Here is a 16,791-nt window from a genome sequence, read left to right as displayed (position 1 = left end):
AATTTATTTAAATTAATGATGAGGTTTGAGAACTTTACTCATAGGCCTAGGTCATAGGACGCATCAAGAACATCATACAAGCTACCACTGAGTCAAAGCGCATGTTTTGACAAGGTAATGCAATTTTAAATAATTAAATTCAGCGTTTTATTAAGGATTAGCTTTGCAGCAACTATTAAATTTTTTCAAAGGAATGGCGATGGGCGCCGCGGATGTTGTACCGGGCGTATCAGGCGGCACGATTGCGTTTATCACAGGGATTTTAGATCCACTTTTAGACGGTATTCGAAAGATCAATCCGTCTTTGTTTGGAGTGATAAAACAACAAGGTATCAAAGCGGCTTTTTTACATATTAACGGTCCATTTCTAGTCGCTGTTTTTGGCGGTATTCTGACCAGTATTTTTACACTGGCTAAGCTCATTTCATGGTTACTGACAAATCACCCAATCCCTGTGTGGTCGTTCTTTTTTGGGCTTATTCTCTTTTCTGTTGTGCACATGCTCAAACAGGTGAGCAGGATTAATTTGATACGTTTTATTTTGTTTGTACTCGGTGTGGCGTTCGCTTGGTTTATCACCGTACTTAACCCTATTGAACTTGATGTCAGTTACCTTACCTTTTTCTTTGCAGGCTGCATTGCCATTTGCGCCATGATTTTACCAGGGATCTCAGGTAGTTTTATTTTATTACTTCTAGGACTTTATCCTGCGGTATTAGCGGCAGCTAAAAGCTTTGATGTGCTTATGCTTGCGTGTTTTGCATTAGGCTGCGTAGCAGGTTTATTGAGTTTTAGCCATGTATTGTCTGCCATGTTACGTAAGTTTCATGATGAGACATTGCTATTTTTAACTGGATTGATGCTGGGCACCTTAGGGAAAATCTGGCCATGGAAAGAAGTACTAACTTGGCGTGAAAATTCGAAAGGTGAGCAAGTCCCTCTAACTGAGCAAAATTTATCACCGATGCAGTTTGAGCAGTTAACTGGGGAGTCGTCACAACTGCTTGCCGCTATTGCCTGTTTATTAGTCGGTATTGGACTGGTGTGGGGCTTGGAAAAATTTGGTAAGCATTCTGCTAAGTAGGCAGACTAATATTGAGAATTAGCCCGTAATGGGCTAATTCTCGCTAATGTTACTTTGAGAATAAATTAATTTTACTTTTTATTATAATTTAATGAGTTAAAGACTAATATTTAAAGACACAAGTGATCTCAATAGCATGACATGACGTAATGCTTATTAAGCCACAAGGAGTTGTATCGTGAACAAAGAAATCTTTAACCCTGAAAAAATTCAAATTGGTATTAGCAGCTGCCTATTAGGTCAAAAAGTGCGTTTTGATGGCGGCCATAAAAATTCTAACTATTGTAATATCGACCTAGCACCATTTTTTGACTACATCAGTGTATGTCCTGAAATGGCGATTGGAATGGGGGCTCCACGAAAAAGTATACGTCAAGAGCGTGATGGCGATAAAATCTTCGTCAAAAGTGCAGACGGTTCAATTGATGTTACTGATAAATTAAACGAATACAGTGAAAAACGAGTTGGCGAGCTCGATTTTATTGGCGGATATATTCTCTGCGCTAAATCACCGACTTGCGGTATGGAACGTGTTATCGAATATAAATACGGCACCAATAACGGGACTAAAAGTGGCGTTGGTGTTTTTGCCAAAAAGCTGATGGACAAATATCCTCATCTTCCAGTTGAAGAAGAAGGGCGTTTACATGACCCTTTACTTAAAGAAAACTTCATTACTCGTGTTTATGCATATCATGAATGGCATTGTTTACAGGCTGAAGGTTGGACAAAGCACAAACTGATGCAGTTTCACGCTCGTTACAAGTATTTACTTATGGCGCATAGCCCGCAATGGTATCGAGATTTAGGTCCGATATTAGCCAACATAGAAGATCTAAATGAGTCAGCTCAAACTTATTTTGAAGGGTTTATGACGGCGCTGAAACTTATCGCATCACGAAAAAATCACACCAGCACACTGCAACATATTCAAGGATACTTTAAAAAGCATCTGTCAAAAGAGCAAAAGCAAGAGTTGAGCGAATCAATTATGAAGTACCGTGAAGGTGTGTTGCCTTTGTTGGTACCAATAACCTTGATTAACCATTACTTACGTGAGTACCCAACGCCTTACATTGAAGGCCAGGTGTACCTAAATCCTCATCCTGAGGCATTACGACTACGTTACGCCTACTAAATTTATCTCACTGATAATATTAATAATTGTTCCTATTGAGATAGAGGCTTAATGATGAAAACACTCATTTGGTTTAGGCAAGACTTGCGTCTTGCTGACAACCTAGCGCTTTGTGAAGCATTTGCTTACGCGAAATCTGCGTTATCAAGTCCAACAAAAGCGAACAACGAACAAGTCGAAGCTTTGTACGTTGTCAGCACAGAGCAATGGCGCCGCCATGATGTTGCTCCTATTCAAATTGATTTTATTGAACGACATGTCAATATTTTAGCCAAAGGGTTAGCAACACTTGGGGTTAAACTTCACGTAGTGCACCTTCCTTTATTTGATGATGTTGTTGAGTGGATGCCATCGTTTTTGGCGCAACACCAAATAGAAAAAGTGTTTGCGACTCAAGAACCCGAAATTAATGAACGTCAACGTGATGAGAAGCTGCTTAAATTAGGACTTCCAATTGATTTTGTGGCTCAAGATTGCATTGTTAACGCTGGTTGCGTGAACAACCTATCAGGGCAAATGTATAAAGTTTTTACTCCCTTTTCTAAAAAGTGGCGTGAGATCACTGCAGGTATGGCTATAGCACCGCTTGCTGTTCCGAAACCAATTGCTGCGGCCTTACCCGAGCCAAGTGCAATTGTCTTTGATGCAGAAAAAAAGTCGAGTCATCTTTGGCGTGCAGGGGAAGGAGAGGCAAAACGCATTTTAGATCAATTTTGCTCGCAGAGTATTCAAGATTACCATTTAGAGCGAGATTTCCCTGCTTTAGACAGTACCAGTAAATTATCCCCCTATTTAGCGATTGGAGTGATTAGTGCTAAGCAGTGTTTAGTCTCTGCCCTTAATCGATTTCCTGAAGCGCTGGTGGACGACACCAGTCCTGCGAAAACTTGGATTAATGAACTGGCATGGCGTGAGTTTTATCGTCATTTATTAGTGGCTTTTCCAAGGCTATCAAAAGAAAAAAGCTTTAATGAGAAAGGAGATTCCGTTCAATGGCGGAATAACATTGAAGAGTTTTCTGCTTGGTGTGAAGGACGAACAGGTTACCCGATTGTTGATGCTGCCATGAGGCAACTTAATCAAACTGGTTGGATGCATAATCGATTAAGAATGGTGGTGGCAAGTTTTTTAACCAAGCACTTACTCGTAGATTGGCGGTGGGGAGAGCGCTATTTTAGACAACATTTAATTGATGGTGATTTAGCCGCGAATAATGGTGGTTGGCAATGGTCGGCAGGAACAGGTTGCGATGCACAACCTTATTTTAGAGTGTTTAACCCGATGAATCAAAGCAGTAAGTTCGATCCCGATGCGAGTTTTATTAAACACTATGTACCTGAATTGAAAGATGCGCTGCTAAAAACAATTCACCAACCTACCTTTACTAAAGACACTCAAATGTTTGATGATTTGTTTAGTGATAAGCAAGCCAAGTCAGTGAACTATCCTTCGCCTATTGTTGAGCACAGCTTTGCACGCAAGCGAGCTATAGAAGTATTAAGTTCGCTAAAGCGTTAATGCCTTATCTAATTTTTATCAATACAAGCCACTTTTAAGTGGCTTTTTTTGTTGTTAACACTGCCTTTTCAAATCTAACTTAAACCAAAGTCATCAAGATAGTTCATTGCCTTTATTTGCGAGAGATCACAGTTTCAACTAGGTTAGTAACACTGACCATTTTTAATGATTGCTGGAATAGAATTAACAACATACAATAAACATATATTTTAAATGCATCTTTAAAGCGATTCCTCACGTTAAGTTAAAAGGTTTGAATATCATGCTAAATATTGACGATCCGGCAGAAACTGAAAATACCGCAGCAATATGGCGATTAGCATTTAGGCCTTTTTTCTTAGGCGGTGCGGCGTTAGCTATGCTTTATATTCCATTGTGGTTAATGGGTTGGTACATTCCCGAATACAGTTTGTTTAATAGTCAATTTTGGTCAAATGTATTGCCTTTATGGTGGCATCCACATGAACTGTTATTTGGCTTTGCAATGGCTATCGTGTGCGGTTTTTTACTGACGGCAGTACAAACTTGGACTAATCAACCTAGCTTGAAAGGGCCTATGTTGGCTTTAACATTTACCAGTTGGTTTTTAGCCAGACTATTGTTGTTATTGCCTTTTGATATTCCACTATTTTTACCTGCTTTTTTTGATAGCGTGTTTTTAGGCATTGCTGCCTTCACCATGTGGCGGAATGTTTATCGTGTGAAGCAATGGCAAAATATTGGTTTTTCTATCATGCTTACAGTGGCGCTTGTGGTTAATCTTGTGAGTTATTACGCATTACAAGAACGTAATTTCATTTTAGCTAATCAAATTTGGCAAGGAATGTTATTTTGGTTGGCTTTGTTGATTACGATAGTAGGTGGTCGAGTCATTCCTTTTTTCACGGCGATGAGAGTAAAGCTGCCAAAAGCTGAACCAATTTTTGCCATTGAGAAAAGCTTACTTGTGTTAATGATTACGCTTGTTATACAAGCCATTTTTGAAATCTTTCCAATAGCGGTTGAGCAAGTGCTATTGCTAAGTGCTGGCGTATTGCACTTAGTCAGAATCAGCCGCTGGTTACCGCACAAAACAGTGAAAGAGCCAATGCTATGGTCATTACATCTATCTTATCTATCCTTGCCTATTTCATTGTTGGGTTTAGGTTGGTTTATCAATGATGAATTTGCCTATCGGAGTTTATTGCACCTGTTTGCCATTGGCTGTTTAGCTTCATTGTGCTTATCAATGATTTCAAGGGTGTCACTTGGACATACCAGCAGAAACATTTATCAAGGTCCAAACATGGTATTAGCATTTGCGTGCCTACCTATTGCAGCTTTATTTCGAGCGGTGATGCCGCTATTTATGCCGGCTAATACACAGGTTTGGTTATGGATTGCGGGTGGCTTTTGGTTTACGGCCTTTGCGCTATTCGTTTGGCATTATAGTCCTATTTTATCTCGTCCAAGAATTGATGGACGACCTGGTTAATAGCCTGATGAGCTATGACATTTTATTACGTTGGAAGGAAAAACTGTGAATAAGCAATTAGCTTTGTTTAAACAACATAACAGCAAGGTGTTGGGGATGACTAAAAAGTGTGTAGCGAGTTTTGTTGCTGTATTGGGCTTAGCTTCATGCTTCGCTGCAAGCGCCAAAACAGATATCAATCAAACTAAGTTTCCTGACCAATATAAAACTTGGGCCGAAACAGAAGAGCAAACAGAGCGAGAAGATATGTTAGCAAGTTACCCTGCTAACATTATCTTATGGGCAGGCTCTTCATTTGCCAAAGAGTATCACAGTCCCCGTGGGCACCAATTTGCGGTTGCAGATGTCACCCTCACATTACGCACTGGCGTGCCACCTAAGGAAGGTGAAAAAGGCACGTCAGCAAGCTGTTGGACATGTAAAACACCTGATGCACCTCGTTTAATTAAAGAGATGGGGTTTGAAGGGTATTCAGCGTCTAACTTTACTGACTTAGGTACGGAGATTAATAGTGTTGTTTACTGTACTGATTGTCATGTAGATGGCAGTGCTGAACTCGCACTACCTCGTCCGCATGCTCAAAATGCAATGAGCAAAACAGGTATTCCGTTTGAAAAACAAGATGCATCAATGCAAGGGGCACAAGTATGTGGTCAATGTCATGTGACTTACTACTTCCAACCTGAAAAAAGTAACGTCGTTAACATGCCATGGATTTTTGGCAGTGATACTGACAACATTTTAAAATACTACGACACTCGCCGATTTTATGAGTGGATCCATCCTATTTCTAAAACGCCGATACTCAAGGCGCGTCATCCTGAGTTTGAACACTGGAGCCGCAGTAAACATGCAGAGGCGAATGTGACTTGTATTACTTGCCACATGCCAGTTGAAGAAAATGCAAAAGGTGAAGAGTTTACCAACCATAAAGTTGATAAAGCATTACCGCACTTTGATAAGACATGTATAGCGTGCCATGAAAGCAAAGAAGCGATCACAGCCCAACTTGATGCTGATAAGCATGAAATTGAAGCAATGGCTCGTGAGGTTGAAGGCTTGTTAGTGAAAGCCCATTATGAAGCGAAAGCAGCTTGGGATGCTGGTGCTAATTGGGAGCAAATGAATAGTGCGATTATGTCTATTAGGCATGGTCAATGGCACTGGGACTTTGCGATGGCTTCACACGGTTTATATGCCCATAACCCAGACGAAGGCCGTATGCTGCTGAGCCGAGCAACATCTCAAGCTAAAATGGCAAGAGCGGTACTTGCACAAGTATTAGCAGGTCTTAAAGTGGACAAGGTTGAGTATCCAGATATTAGCTCGAAAGAGTCAGCACATGCCGCTGTGGGAATTAATGAAGCTAAACTAAGTGAAGCTAAACAGATGTTTATTAAAGATGAAGTTGAAAAGCATTGGAACCCAATTGCTGTAAGAGGCTATCAATAAGCTATTCAGTCAATTTTGGCAAGCTGGTGAATCAATACTAAGTTGATCATTTAGCTGAATAGCATTAGTAAAAAGCACCTAGGGTAACCTAGGTGCTTTTTTTTGATCTTTAGAAGCTAATTCAACGTACTTAAGGGTATATAAAATATTTAGGTTTTGTTTGATTATTTTTAAGACAAATCCAGTAACTAAGCTTATTATCAATAGATAACTATTCGTTTTAATTGCTTTTTGTTTACTGTACTTCAGCTTTTAAAAATTAAACATGATGTTTAGTGAAATGGTTCAAGGAGAGTTAAATGCACAGTAGCACTAATACCGTTAGTGAGTTACCTGAGCCGATGAATTTCGATACGCCTGTTCAGGCGCAAATTGTTGATGACTTCATTAACATGTATCAACAGCTCAATAAGAATACTTTGCACCTTCTGAATCAGGTCTACAGTGAGAATATCGTGTTTCAAGATCCACTACATAAAGTAGAAGGATTAGCTGATCTGACCCAGTACTTTGCGAACATGTATGCCAATGTTGAGGCTATCAACTTTGATATACAGCAAGTAAGTGCCTCTGCAAGCCAAGCTTCAGTTTTTTGGATCATGACTTACCAGCATTCTAAGCTGAATCATGGCCAGCCTATTAATGTTGAAGGCATGAGCCATCTGCAATTCACAGATAAAATCTATTCTCACCGTGATTACTTCGATCTTGGCCAGATGCTATATGAACCCATTCCACTATTGGGAAAATTGATTCGTATGGTTAAGTCTAGGGCATCGTCATGAAAACCAATACAGCTAAACAGGAAGCGATTTTAATCACAGGTGCAAGTTCTGGTATTGGGCTTGCGTTAGCACGTCATTATATTGAGCTGGGATACCATGTGTTTGCGTGTGGTAGAAATGAGCAATCGCTCAACACCATTGGCGGTGCATATCCGTTGATGTTTGATATCAATGATAAATATCAAATAGAACAAGCATCAATGCAACTTAGCACTATGCTAAATAATAAAGGATTAACGCTAACAACCGTTGTTCTCAATGCGGGGAGTTGTGAGTATATAGATAATCCGCTTCAATTTGATGGCGCTTTATTTGAAAGAGTGATTAACACTAATCTGATTGCAATGGGGTATTGTTTACAGTTTTTTTTACCACTTATTGCTGCTCATGGCCGTATCGGTTTAATGAGCTCAAGTGCGACCTATTTACCTTTCCCTCGTGCGGAAGCTTACGGCGCGTCAAAAGCCGCTGTCAATTACCTTGCAAGTAGCTTGCGGTTAGATTTAACGCAACACGATATTGGAGTCAGTGTGATATGCCCAGGCTTTGTATCAACGCCACTAACTGATAAAAACGATTTTTCGATGCCGATGAAAATCTCTGCGCAACAAGCGGCTATTGATATTTTTAGTGGATTGAAAAAAGGTCGTGATGAGATTCATTTCCCTAAACGTTTTACCTATATATTGAAATGTTTAGCTTGTTTACCTTCGGGATTGATTAACAATTTACTTGCGCCTAAAGCGCAGAAGCACTCTTAAAATGGTTAAAACTGAGATTTTGACCTCTAGAACAGTATAAATGGTCTAAAACAATAATAATCATAAAGGATTAATATGAAAAAAATTGCAGTGGTTGGATCAGGTATTTCAGGGTTAACATGTGCTCATTTACTCAGTCAATTACATGAAGTGACTGTATTTGAAGCGAATGACTATATCGGTGGGCACACGGCAACAATTGATGTCGAGGTGGGAGGGAAACCCTACGCTATTGATAGTGGTTTTATTGTATTTAATGACCGTACTTATCCAAGATTTCAGAAATTAATGGCACGTTTAGATGTAAAGTCTTTGCCTACAGAAATGAGTTTCAGCGTTCAAAACACCCAAACAGGTTTAGAGTACAATGGCCACACGCTTTGGAGCATGTTTGCTCAGCGTCGTAACTTATTAAAACCTGATTTTTATCGATTTCTAGCTGAAATCGTTAAGTTTAATAATCAATGTAAAGCCATTTATGATGCAGAAGACTATCAAATTGACACGTTAGGCGAGTTTTTAGATAGCCAAGGGTTTTCTGATTTTTTCAGTGAACACTACATTTTACCTATGGGCGCCGCCATTTGGTCTGCCAGCATTAACGATATGCGTGCCTTCTCGTTACGATTTTTCATTCGATTCTTCCATCACCACGGATTGTTGAATATCAGCGACCGTCCGCAGTGGTATGTACTTGAAGGTGGCTCTCGTAGTTATATTCCTGCACTTATTGAACCATTCAAACAGCGCTTGTTTCTCAATTCTCCGGTAACGTCAATTGAACGTAAGCATGATGGGGTCAATATAAAAATTAACGATGGAGAAGTGCAGTACTTCGATGAAGTCATATTGGCTTGTCACAGTGACCAAGCGCTAGCTATGCTAACTGACGCTTCTGAAGATGAGCGTCAAGTTCTGGGGGCGATGGCTTATCAAGATAATGAAGTTGTATTACACACCGATGTGAACCTATTGCCAAAGCGAAAAGCAGCATGGGCAAGCTGGAATTATCGTTTACAAGGGGTTGATGCGAGTGATATTGCGAATAAACCCGCCAGTGTGACTTACAATATGAACATATTGCAGCGTCTTCCTAAAGATGCCCCCACCTTTTGTGTCACCTTAAATCAAACTCATTTGATTGATGAGAGTAAAATTCTTCGCAAATTTAACTATGCTCATCCGGTATTTAATGAAGCGAGTATGGCAGCTCAAAAAGAGCGAAGCCGAATTTGTGGCGTGCGTCATACTCATTTTGCTGGTGCATATTGGTATAACGGCTTTCACGAAGATGGTGTGCGCAGTGGCTTAGATGTATGTAATAACTTCGGTATTAGCCTATGACATCAGTGGTAGAGTCTGACAAATTCCATAGTGGTATTTACCAAGGCGAGGTAAGCCACAGACGGTTTACGCCTAAATCTCATTCTTTTGAATATGAGATGGCTTTGATGGCAATAGATTTAGATGAGGTTAACCAACTAGAAAAAGTCAGTAAAATTTTTGGTTTGTCTAAATGGAGTTTGCTGAAGTTTAATCCAAGTGATTATTTAAACAATCTCACTAGCCAATTTTCTAATGAAGCAGTGATTGAATTAATGGCAGATTGTGATGTTATGTCTCCTGAGGCTGGTTTAAAGCATCGAGTGCTTTGGACCATTACACAGTTGGGGGCAAGCACTCAATGTGACTCGGTTATCTTTGCTGGGCAAATCAGGCATTTTGGCTTTTACTTCAGTCCTGTTAACTTTTACTTTTGCTATCAAGACGGCAAACCTATCTATATGCTCGCAGAGGTGAGTAATACACCATGGGATGAGCGACATTGTTATTTAGTGGACCTGCAAGATACTCAACACACTGATAAAGTGTTTCATGTTTCGCCTTTTCTTGATCTTGATATGCATTATCAATGGAAAATTACCCCACCCAGTAAGCGACTTAACGTCACGATTCAAAACCGAGATGACGCTAATAACAAACTATTTGATGCGAGTCTTTACTTAAAGCGTCGAACATTTACTGCCGCAAACATTCGCAAGATGTTGATAGGGTTTCCTATTATGACAGTGAAAATAATGTGGGGTATTTATTGGCAAGCTTTAAAACTGTTTGTAAAGCGGATCCCGTTTGTGGTTCACCCGCAAACTTAAATTAAACCAAATGACAACTTGTTACGTATATCAACATCATAATGATAAACAGATTAACGTAGGACGCGGAGAGTGATATGGAAAATACAGCAACAGGTGCCAACTTAGCTCAAGCAACTATTTCCGAAGGTTTTGCCAAGAAAATTTTATTAAAAGCATTAACGCACCTTTCTGATGGCTATCTAACGATTGTGAGCTCCGATGATCAAGCTAGCGCAGAACAAAGTGTGAGTTTTGGCAATTTTGATTCAGATTTACATGCCACTATCCAAGTCTCTCATCCTAGTTTTTACAAGCAAATTATTTGGGGTGGTTCAATTGGCGCTGGTGAAGCCTACATCCAAGGGCATTGGTCTAGTCCAGACTTGACTAAAGTGGTTCAATTGTTTGCTCGAAACCTTGCACTTTTAGACAATATTGAGCGCTACTTTTCATGGTTTAGTGTTGGTGTTAATCGCATCAAACACGTATTCAACCGTAACTCTACATCAGGCTCTAAGCGTAATATTCTAGCGCATTATGACCTAGGTAATGCAATGTATGAGCAATTTCTGGATAAAGAAATGCTCTATTCAAGTGCGTTATATCCGCATAACAGCGCCAGCCTAGAAGAAGCGCAACTACACAAATTGCACACCATTTGTGAGCGATTGGATTTAAAACCTGGCCAAACATTGCTTGAAGTGGGAACGGGTTGGGGAGCGTTAGCGATTTACGCAGCGAAACACTTTGATGTCAATGTCACCACAACCACAATTTCAGACGCTCAGTATGAATACGCAGCTAACAGAGTCGAGCAAGAAGGCTTGAGTGATCGTATTACGTTACTTAAACAAGATTATCGATTATTGACAGGTGAATATGACCGGGTTGTATCGATAGAAATGATTGAAGCGGTGGGTCATGAGTATTTACCGAGCTTCTTTAAGAAGCTTGAAACCTTATTAAAGCCTGAAGGAAGAATGCTTATTCAGGCTATTACTATTGCCGATCAGCGCTATGACAGCTACCGAAAAGGTGTTGATTTTATTCAACGTTACATATTCCCTGGTGGCTGTTTACCATCAGTAAGTGAAATGAACAAACATGTTGCAAAACAAACCGATATGGTTGTTTGGTCAATTGATGACATGGGGAAAGATTACGCACAAACATTACTTCACTGGCATCAACGTTTTGATCACGCGCAGCAAAAAGTTAAACAGCTTGGGTACGGTGAAGACTTTATTCGTATGTGGAAGTTTTATCTAAGTTATTGCGAAGGTGGCTTTTTAGAGCGCACAACGAGTGCGGTGCATTTGGTGGCTGTTCGTCCCAAGTATCGTACTGCTTTAGCAAGCGGTGCTTAACAATGAAAAGCCATACTAACATTATTAATGCTTGTGCATTTCAGGTTATTTGGTGGGCCGGTGTATTAGCCGGAAACCAATTAATTGTCATACCCGCATTGTTAATCGTATGGCATTTTGTGGTGAGTCAGCAAAAGAAGTGGGACCTTAAGGTTATGCTGGTAAGCGCCATAGCGGGCTGTTTAGTCGACTCATTGCTGACGGTATTTGGAATATTTGAGTTCGCTTCATTCCCTATTTGGTTAGGGCTACTTTGGGCATATTTTGCTATCTCATTAAATTACAGTCTGGCACTGTTTAACCATTTGCCCGTTGCTATTCAAGCACTGCTAGGTGGCGTATTTGGCAGCCTAAGTTATATCGGTGGTGCTAACCTTGGGGCAGTGACCTTACCTCAAGGAACTGCTACAACGGCGATTGTATTGTTTGTAATTTGGTTTGTGTTGTTTCCATCTTTTTTGCATCTAGCAAAATCTATCGGTCTAAAGCAAGCCAAACACTATTCAAATAACGTCTTTAATCAGCTGTCACAAAGGAGGAAGGAGCATGAAACTATATAGTAGAGCGGCAATGTTAACGTCATCAATAACGACAAAAAAACGTTGGTTAGCCAGTTTTAATATTAAACATGATACTAAGAATTCTTTGCGAACAATCGCTGCGACTTTATGTCTGACTCTGAGCCCATTTTCTTCAGCCGCAGTTACCGCTGATTTTGAAGCTGCAACGACAGCTATAACAGTTCAAGAATCAATGCCTGCGACTAAACAAGATACTAATGAATCAAGTGTGTTGAAAATGGTAGGGCAGGCAGATATGGACTTACTGTGGTTTTCTATTTATAGCGCAAAATTGATGTCTGTAGATGGAGAATACCAACAAGACCAATTTCCGCTAAAGCTTGAGATTGAATATCACCGCGATATTGATGCTGAAGATTTAATTGAAGCGACGGTCGACCAATGGCTGCACATAGGTATCGACAGTGAAGAAATTGTGCGATTGCAACAGCAGATCGAACAAGCATGGCCAGATGTTAAGGAAGGCGATAGATTAAGTTTTATGATGCACAGCCAAGATAAAGGGCAGTTTTACTTCAATGAGCAAGCATTACCAATTATTCAAGAACCGGGTTTTGCTGCCGCATTTTTGGATATTTGGCTTTCGGAGCAAACCAGTAGACCAGAACTTAGACAGCAATTAATTGGAGCCAATAAATAATGACTCAACTAAATAGAATAAAGTCATTTTGCATAGCAACCTTGGCAGCTTTATCTTTAATGTCTTGCTCATCGGCTTCAATCGAGGATTACGATAAAACTACCCCTGTATTGGATTTGCAGCAGTTTTTTGCTGGTAAATTGACTGCTGCCGGCATTGTTCAGGATTTTTCAGGCACTGTGACTCGTAAATTTACAGTCTCGATGGATGCTAGCTGGCAAGGTAATCAAGGTATTATTGACGAGCGATTTATTTATGATGATGGGGAAAAACAAACCCGAATTTGGCATATTACCGATTTAGGTAATGGCCAATATGAAGGAAAGGCTAACGATATTTTAGGTATTGCTACAGGCGAAGCTAAGGGCAGTGCGTTACGTTGGGCTTATGACATGAACTTGATTGTAGATGAGTCAGAATATGAAGTGCACTTTGATGACTGGATGTTCTTAGTGGATGAAAATACTATCATTAACAAAAGCGATATTATTAAGTTTGGGGTAACAGTTGCCCAAGTGACTTTGGTTATTCAAAAGCAACCATAGTTATTAAAAGAGTTATTAAAAGAGTTATTTAAAAGCTAGCTAACTGTCTAAAATATCTATAGCAGATTGAGCAAAACTAAGGTTATTAAGAAGACAATAACCTTAGTAGTATCGCAATCAGCCTTTTAATTTTGAATTATCAGGCTGTTTTTTATCGTAATATTCAAATGGAAACACATTTCTAATTCGTTGGGTTAACTTATCTGATACGTTGGCAGATACGTGTAATCTGACATCACCTTGCTTTTCAGCACGTACTGTACAAGTTAACTTTTCAGCTTTTGCTATGGCTTTACATTCTCTTGAGAAACGCTCAGGTATTTTGCCCGAATGTTTATTCAGTTTCCCTTCTTTGAAATGCATTTCAAATATTGTTAGTCCACGAGAACCTGAAAAAATAAGTTTGTAAGCAATGACAAAAAAAACTAATACAAAGAGGACTTTAAAACCCGATTCAAGCATATATCGATCCTTTTAATTTCAATCCTTTAAAGACACACTATCAATAATAAAGATACTCCGCTGATATAAGATTGCAATCCATTTAGGGCATTAATACGTTGGATGACGGTTAGATCACATCGCTGAAGCACGACATTTGAAGCATCATTGAATACACAATTGATCTTGGGTCGTTATGTCTATGAAACTTAGTTACTATTAACTTATTCGAGTAAGCCATCCCAATTATTGATGAGTCAGTTTTTGAGTGTTGGTTAGGTACTTATTTTCGTTAAAAGGTCATGCTATGCACCGAGTTCAAGATGCCTCTCTTTTTCGTCAACAAGCTTATGTTAATGGTCAATGGATTGATGGGGATTCTGGTTTCACTCAAGATGTAATCAATCCCGCGACCAATGAGCTTGTTGCCTGTGTGCCACAACTTAGTGAATCACAAGTTCATTCTGCGATTAGCGCAGCGCAGCAGGCATTAGCCCCTTGGCAAGCGTTAACGGCTAAAGCACGCCAACAAATACTGCTCAAGTGGCATCAGCTTATACTGCAGCATAGTGACGACCTTGCCAGGATTATGACGTTAGAGCAGGGAAAACCCCTCGCGGAAGCTCAAGCTGAAGTGAATTATGGCGCATCATTTATTGAGTGGTTTGCTGAGGAAGCAAAGCGAGTCTATGGAGAGACAATTCCGGGGCACCAAGCAGACAAACGCATAACCGTCATAAAGCAAGCCATAGGTGTGACCGCGGCTATTACGCCATGGAACTTCCCCTTAGCAATGATTACTCGCAAAGCTGCACCTGCATTAGCCGCAGGCTGCAGCATGATTGTCAAACCTGCACCACAAACGCCATTAACTGCGCTTGCCCTAGCCGAGCTTGCTCATAGGGCAGGAATTCCTAACGGGGTGTTTAATGTGGTTATCGGAGAGGCAAAGAAAGTAGGTCAAATCTTGTGTGAAAGTCATCAGGTAAGAAAGTTATCTTTTACTGGCTCAACAGCCGTGGGGGTTAAATTAATGCAACAATGTGCCCCCACAGTAAAAAAGTTATCACTAGAGCTTGGCGGCAATGCGCCTTTTATTGTGTTCAATGATGCAGATATTGAAGCTGCTGTAGCTGGGGCGATACAAGCTAAGTTTAGAAATGCTGGGCAAACATGCGTTTGTGCAAACCGTATCTATGTGCAATCAGGGATCATAAAACAGTTTACTGAGAAGTTCGTCAAAGCGGTTACAGCGCTTAATGTAGGAGATGGCTTTGATGTAGAGACTGATATTGGACCGCTGATAAACCAAGATGCCGTTGATAAAGCCAAATCGCACATTGCTAATGCCTTATCACTTAATGGCAAAGTATTAGTTGGTGGTCAGCCACTTACAGACTCTGGTCACTTTTTTGCTCCCACAGTGATAAGCAATTGCCAGCAAAACATGTTAGTAGCAAAAGAAGAAACCTTTGGACCCATCGCCCCTATTTTTGAGTTTGATGATGAAGCACAAGTGATAGAAATGGCTAATGATACAGATTTTGGTTTAGCTGCATATTTTTATGCAAACGACATTAGTTTAGTTTATCGGGTTTCAGAGGCGTTAGAGTTTGGCATGGTTGGGGTTAATACAGGGCTGATTTCAACTGAAGTTGCTCCGTTTGGTGGGATTAAGTCTTCTGGTATTGGTCGAGAGGGATCCAGACATGGTTTGGATGAGTACCTTGAAATGAAGTATGTTTGCGTTTCAATATAAAGCGTTTCTCTTTTTATCGAGCGTTTAGCGTTATATGCAGTAGCGCGTTTACAGCAAATAGATTGAATACGTAACACTAACCACTCAATTAACCGAATAATGTTTTATTAATAAAGCGGTTTAAGCGTTAGAGAATGTGATGCATAATTAAACACATCACCAATAACCAATTGAGAGCGATGCTTTTTTCTTTATTCGATATTTTAGCGCTTGTCTGTTTCTTCCTTTGTTGGGTGGGATACACCATTTTTGCTCGAAAAAAAGCAAAAAATACTAACTGTATTGCTCGATGCTTACACCAACACCGAATTCATTGGATGGCAGAGGTTATGACCAAGGAGATCCGCGTAGGTGAAGCGTCTTTATTGGCCAATTTAGAACGAAATATCGCATTTTTTGCCTCGACAACCTTACTGGTCTTAGCAGGTGTGTTAACGCTGTTTGCGCAAGTAGAGCGACTTGAAGACGTCATTAGCTCGATACCATTTGCTGCAGAGCCCAATCATGCATTAGTGCAAGTTAAGCTCGCTTTGCTTGCGGGTATTTTTGTATTAGCTTTTTTTCAATTTACTTGGTCAATGCGTCAATATGGCTTTTTGAATGTGATGATAGGCGCAGCACCCATAGACCCAACAGGTCAAAATAAAAATTTAGCTGCCTATTCCCGACAAATGGCCACTGTAGGTGATCAGGCTGCTCATTCCTATAATTATGGTCTACGCTCTTATTATTTCTCAATGGCGGCGCTGTGTTGGTTCTGGAACCCTATGCTATTGATTGTGGCGAGCTTGCTGGTGGTATATACCCTTTATCAACGAGAGTTTAAGTCTAGAGCGGTCAGAGCGATTACGGCAGCTCAAACTCATTTAGAGATTGCCAAAGCAGTCAAAGACAAAGCTCATGAAAGGTCAACGTTATAAGCTGTGACTATTTGATTGGGAGTGTTGAACTCCATTTTGTTGAAAAATAGACATGAAAAAGCCGCTTAAATTTCTTTAAGCGGCTTATCAAAATTGGTGGCCCCTCCCAGACTCGAACTGGGGACCTGACGATTATGAGTCGTATGCTCTAACCAACTGAGCTAAGGGGCCGACTTAAGTTAGTCGTCACT

Annotated in this window: 16 protein-coding genes and 1 tRNA gene; 15 read left to right on the top strand and 2 right to left on the bottom strand. The window is 40.2% G+C overall.

The features are described from left to right. The first annotated feature begins 193 nt into the window (after positions 1-193). From AN944_RS08970 to AN944_RS08910, 13 genes are all read left to right on the top strand, one after another. A complete protein-coding gene (locus tag AN944_RS08970; protein ID WP_408005080.1) occupies positions 194-1,084 on the top strand; it encodes a DUF368 domain-containing protein in 891 nt (296 codons plus the stop codon). A 178-nt stretch (positions 1,085-1,262) separates the two neighbouring features. Further along, a complete protein-coding gene (locus tag AN944_RS08965) occupies positions 1,263-2,222 on the top strand; it encodes a DUF523 and DUF1722 domain-containing protein (protein ID WP_372037444.1) in 960 nt (319 codons plus the stop codon). A gap of 51 nt (positions 2,223-2,273) precedes the next feature. Beyond that, entirely contained in the window at positions 2,274-3,740 is a 1,467-nt protein-coding gene (phrB, locus tag AN944_RS08960) for a deoxyribodipyrimidine photo-lyase (protein WP_055024267.1), read from the top strand. A 262-nt stretch (positions 3,741-4,002) separates the two neighbouring features. Continuing rightward, entirely contained in the window at positions 4,003-5,214 is a 1,212-nt protein-coding gene (locus AN944_RS08955; RefSeq protein ID WP_055024266.1) for an NnrS family protein, read from the top strand. 96 nt (positions 5,215-5,310) lie between these two features. Further along, the gene (locus AN944_RS08950; protein WP_055024365.1) at positions 5,311-6,666 is read left to right on the top strand and encodes an ammonia-forming cytochrome c nitrite reductase subunit c552; all 1,356 of its coding nucleotides are present in this window, start codon (positions 5,311-5,313) and stop codon (positions 6,664-6,666) included. A 341-nt stretch (positions 6,667-7,007) separates the two neighbouring features. Continuing rightward, positions 7,008-7,451, top strand: coding sequence for a nuclear transport factor 2 family protein (locus AN944_RS08945; RefSeq protein ID WP_055024364.1), 444 nt, complete (start codon positions 7,008-7,010; stop codon positions 7,449-7,451). Next, the gene (locus tag AN944_RS08940; protein WP_055024265.1) at positions 7,448-8,212 is read left to right on the top strand and encodes an SDR family NAD(P)-dependent oxidoreductase; all 765 of its coding nucleotides are present in this window, start codon (positions 7,448-7,450) and stop codon (positions 8,210-8,212) included. Before AN944_RS08945 ends, AN944_RS08940 begins: the two co-directional genes overlap by 4 nt. Positions 8,213-8,287: 75 nt before the next feature. Next, the gene (locus tag AN944_RS08935) at positions 8,288-9,556 is read left to right on the top strand and encodes an NAD(P)/FAD-dependent oxidoreductase (protein WP_055024264.1); all 1,269 of its coding nucleotides are present in this window, start codon (positions 8,288-8,290) and stop codon (positions 9,554-9,556) included. Then, positions 9,553-10,365 carry a DUF1365 domain-containing protein gene (locus tag AN944_RS08930; RefSeq protein ID WP_055024263.1) on the top strand — a complete coding sequence of 271 codons (813 nt, stop codon included), beginning with the start codon at positions 9,553-9,555 and terminating at the stop codon, positions 10,363-10,365. The genes AN944_RS08935 and AN944_RS08930 overlap by 4 nt, the downstream gene beginning before the upstream one ends. A gap of 77 nt (positions 10,366-10,442) precedes the next feature. Continuing rightward, positions 10,443-11,714, top strand: coding sequence for a cyclopropane-fatty-acyl-phospholipid synthase family protein (locus AN944_RS08925; protein ID WP_055024262.1), 1,272 nt, complete (start codon positions 10,443-10,445; stop codon positions 11,712-11,714). A gap of 2 nt (positions 11,715-11,716) precedes the next feature. Further along, on the top strand, positions 11,717-12,274 hold the full coding sequence (locus tag AN944_RS08920; protein WP_055024261.1) for a DUF2878 domain-containing protein: 558 nt from the start codon (positions 11,717-11,719) through the stop codon (positions 12,272-12,274). Further along, positions 12,261-12,935, top strand: a complete 675-nt coding sequence (locus AN944_RS08915) for a chalcone isomerase family protein (protein WP_055024260.1) — start codon at positions 12,261-12,263, stop codon at positions 12,933-12,935. Before AN944_RS08920 ends, AN944_RS08915 begins: the two co-directional genes overlap by 14 nt. Then, complete coding sequence (locus AN944_RS08910) at positions 12,935-13,480, top strand: DUF3833 domain-containing protein (RefSeq protein WP_055024259.1); 546 nt, start codon at positions 12,935-12,937, stop codon at positions 13,478-13,480. Before AN944_RS08915 ends, AN944_RS08910 begins: the two co-directional genes overlap by 1 nt. A 117-nt stretch (positions 13,481-13,597) precedes the next feature. Here the strand turns inward: AN944_RS08910 and AN944_RS08905 are convergent, their stop codons facing one another. Next, positions 13,598-13,942 (bottom strand): DUF3634 family protein, encoded by a 345-nt coding sequence (locus AN944_RS08905; protein WP_055024258.1) that lies wholly within the window; start codon positions 13,940-13,942, stop codon positions 13,598-13,600. Between the two features lie 286 nt (positions 13,943-14,228). On the opposite strand from AN944_RS08905, the gene AN944_RS08900 reads away from it, so the two are divergent. Then, positions 14,229-15,680: an NAD-dependent succinate-semialdehyde dehydrogenase gene (locus AN944_RS08900; RefSeq protein WP_055024257.1), complete on the top strand. Its 1,452-nt coding sequence runs from the start codon at positions 14,229-14,231 to the stop codon at positions 15,678-15,680. Between the two features lie 179 nt (positions 15,681-15,859). Continuing rightward, the gene (locus AN944_RS08895) at positions 15,860-16,600 is read left to right on the top strand and encodes a DUF599 domain-containing protein (protein ID WP_055024256.1); all 741 of its coding nucleotides are present in this window, start codon (positions 15,860-15,862) and stop codon (positions 16,598-16,600) included. Positions 16,601-16,694: 94 nt separating this feature from the next. Here the strand turns inward: AN944_RS08895 and AN944_RS08890 are convergent. Continuing rightward, positions 16,695-16,771, bottom strand: a tRNA-Ile gene (locus AN944_RS08890). Between the last annotated feature and the right edge of the window lie 20 nt (positions 16,772-16,791).

Source organism: Shewanella sp. P1-14-1, from assembly GCF_001401775.1.
Classification (GTDB): domain Bacteria; phylum Pseudomonadota; class Gammaproteobacteria; order Enterobacterales; family Shewanellaceae; genus Shewanella; species Shewanella japonica.
Note: the sequence above shows the minus strand (reverse complement) of the source record. Positions and strands in the feature narration are given on the sequence as shown.

Excerpts from the sequence above, each read along its gene's own strand:
- AN944_RS08900 (WP_055024257.1), top strand. The coding sequence starts at position 14,229 with ATGCACCGAGTTCAAGATGCCTCTCTTTTTCGTCAACAAGCTTATGTT.
- AN944_RS08915 (WP_055024260.1), top strand. The coding sequence starts at position 12,261 with ATGAAACTATATAGTAGAGCGGCAATGTTAACGTCATCAATAACGACA.
- AN944_RS08940 (WP_055024265.1), top strand. The coding sequence starts at position 7,448 with ATGAAAACCAATACAGCTAAACAGGAAGCGATTTTAATCACAGGTGCA.
- AN944_RS08925 (WP_055024262.1), top strand. The coding sequence starts at position 10,443 with ATGGAAAATACAGCAACAGGTGCCAACTTAGCTCAAGCAACTATTTCC.
- AN944_RS08955 (WP_055024266.1), top strand. The coding sequence starts at position 4,003 with ATGCTAAATATTGACGATCCGGCAGAAACTGAAAATACCGCAGCAATA.
- AN944_RS08970 (WP_408005080.1), top strand. The coding sequence starts at position 194 with ATGGCGATGGGCGCCGCGGATGTTGTACCGGGCGTATCAGGCGGCACG.
- phrB (WP_055024267.1), top strand. The coding sequence starts at position 2,274 with ATGATGAAAACACTCATTTGGTTTAGGCAAGACTTGCGTCTTGCTGAC.
- AN944_RS08950 (WP_055024365.1), top strand. The coding sequence starts at position 5,311 with ATGACTAAAAAGTGTGTAGCGAGTTTTGTTGCTGTATTGGGCTTAGCT.
- AN944_RS08920 (WP_055024261.1), top strand. The coding sequence starts at position 11,717 with ATGAAAAGCCATACTAACATTATTAATGCTTGTGCATTTCAGGTTATT.
- AN944_RS08910 (WP_055024259.1), top strand. The coding sequence starts at position 12,935 with ATGACTCAACTAAATAGAATAAAGTCATTTTGCATAGCAACCTTGGCA.
- AN944_RS08895 (WP_055024256.1), top strand. The coding sequence starts at position 15,860 with ATGCTTTTTTCTTTATTCGATATTTTAGCGCTTGTCTGTTTCTTCCTT.
- AN944_RS08930 (WP_055024263.1), top strand. The coding sequence starts at position 9,553 with ATGACATCAGTGGTAGAGTCTGACAAATTCCATAGTGGTATTTACCAA.
- AN944_RS08945 (WP_055024364.1), top strand. The coding sequence starts at position 7,008 with ATGAATTTCGATACGCCTGTTCAGGCGCAAATTGTTGATGACTTCATT.
- AN944_RS08935 (WP_055024264.1), top strand. The coding sequence starts at position 8,288 with ATGAAAAAAATTGCAGTGGTTGGATCAGGTATTTCAGGGTTAACATGT.
- AN944_RS08905 (WP_055024258.1), bottom strand. The coding sequence starts at position 13,942 with ATGCTTGAATCGGGTTTTAAAGTCCTCTTTGTATTAGTTTTTTTTGTC.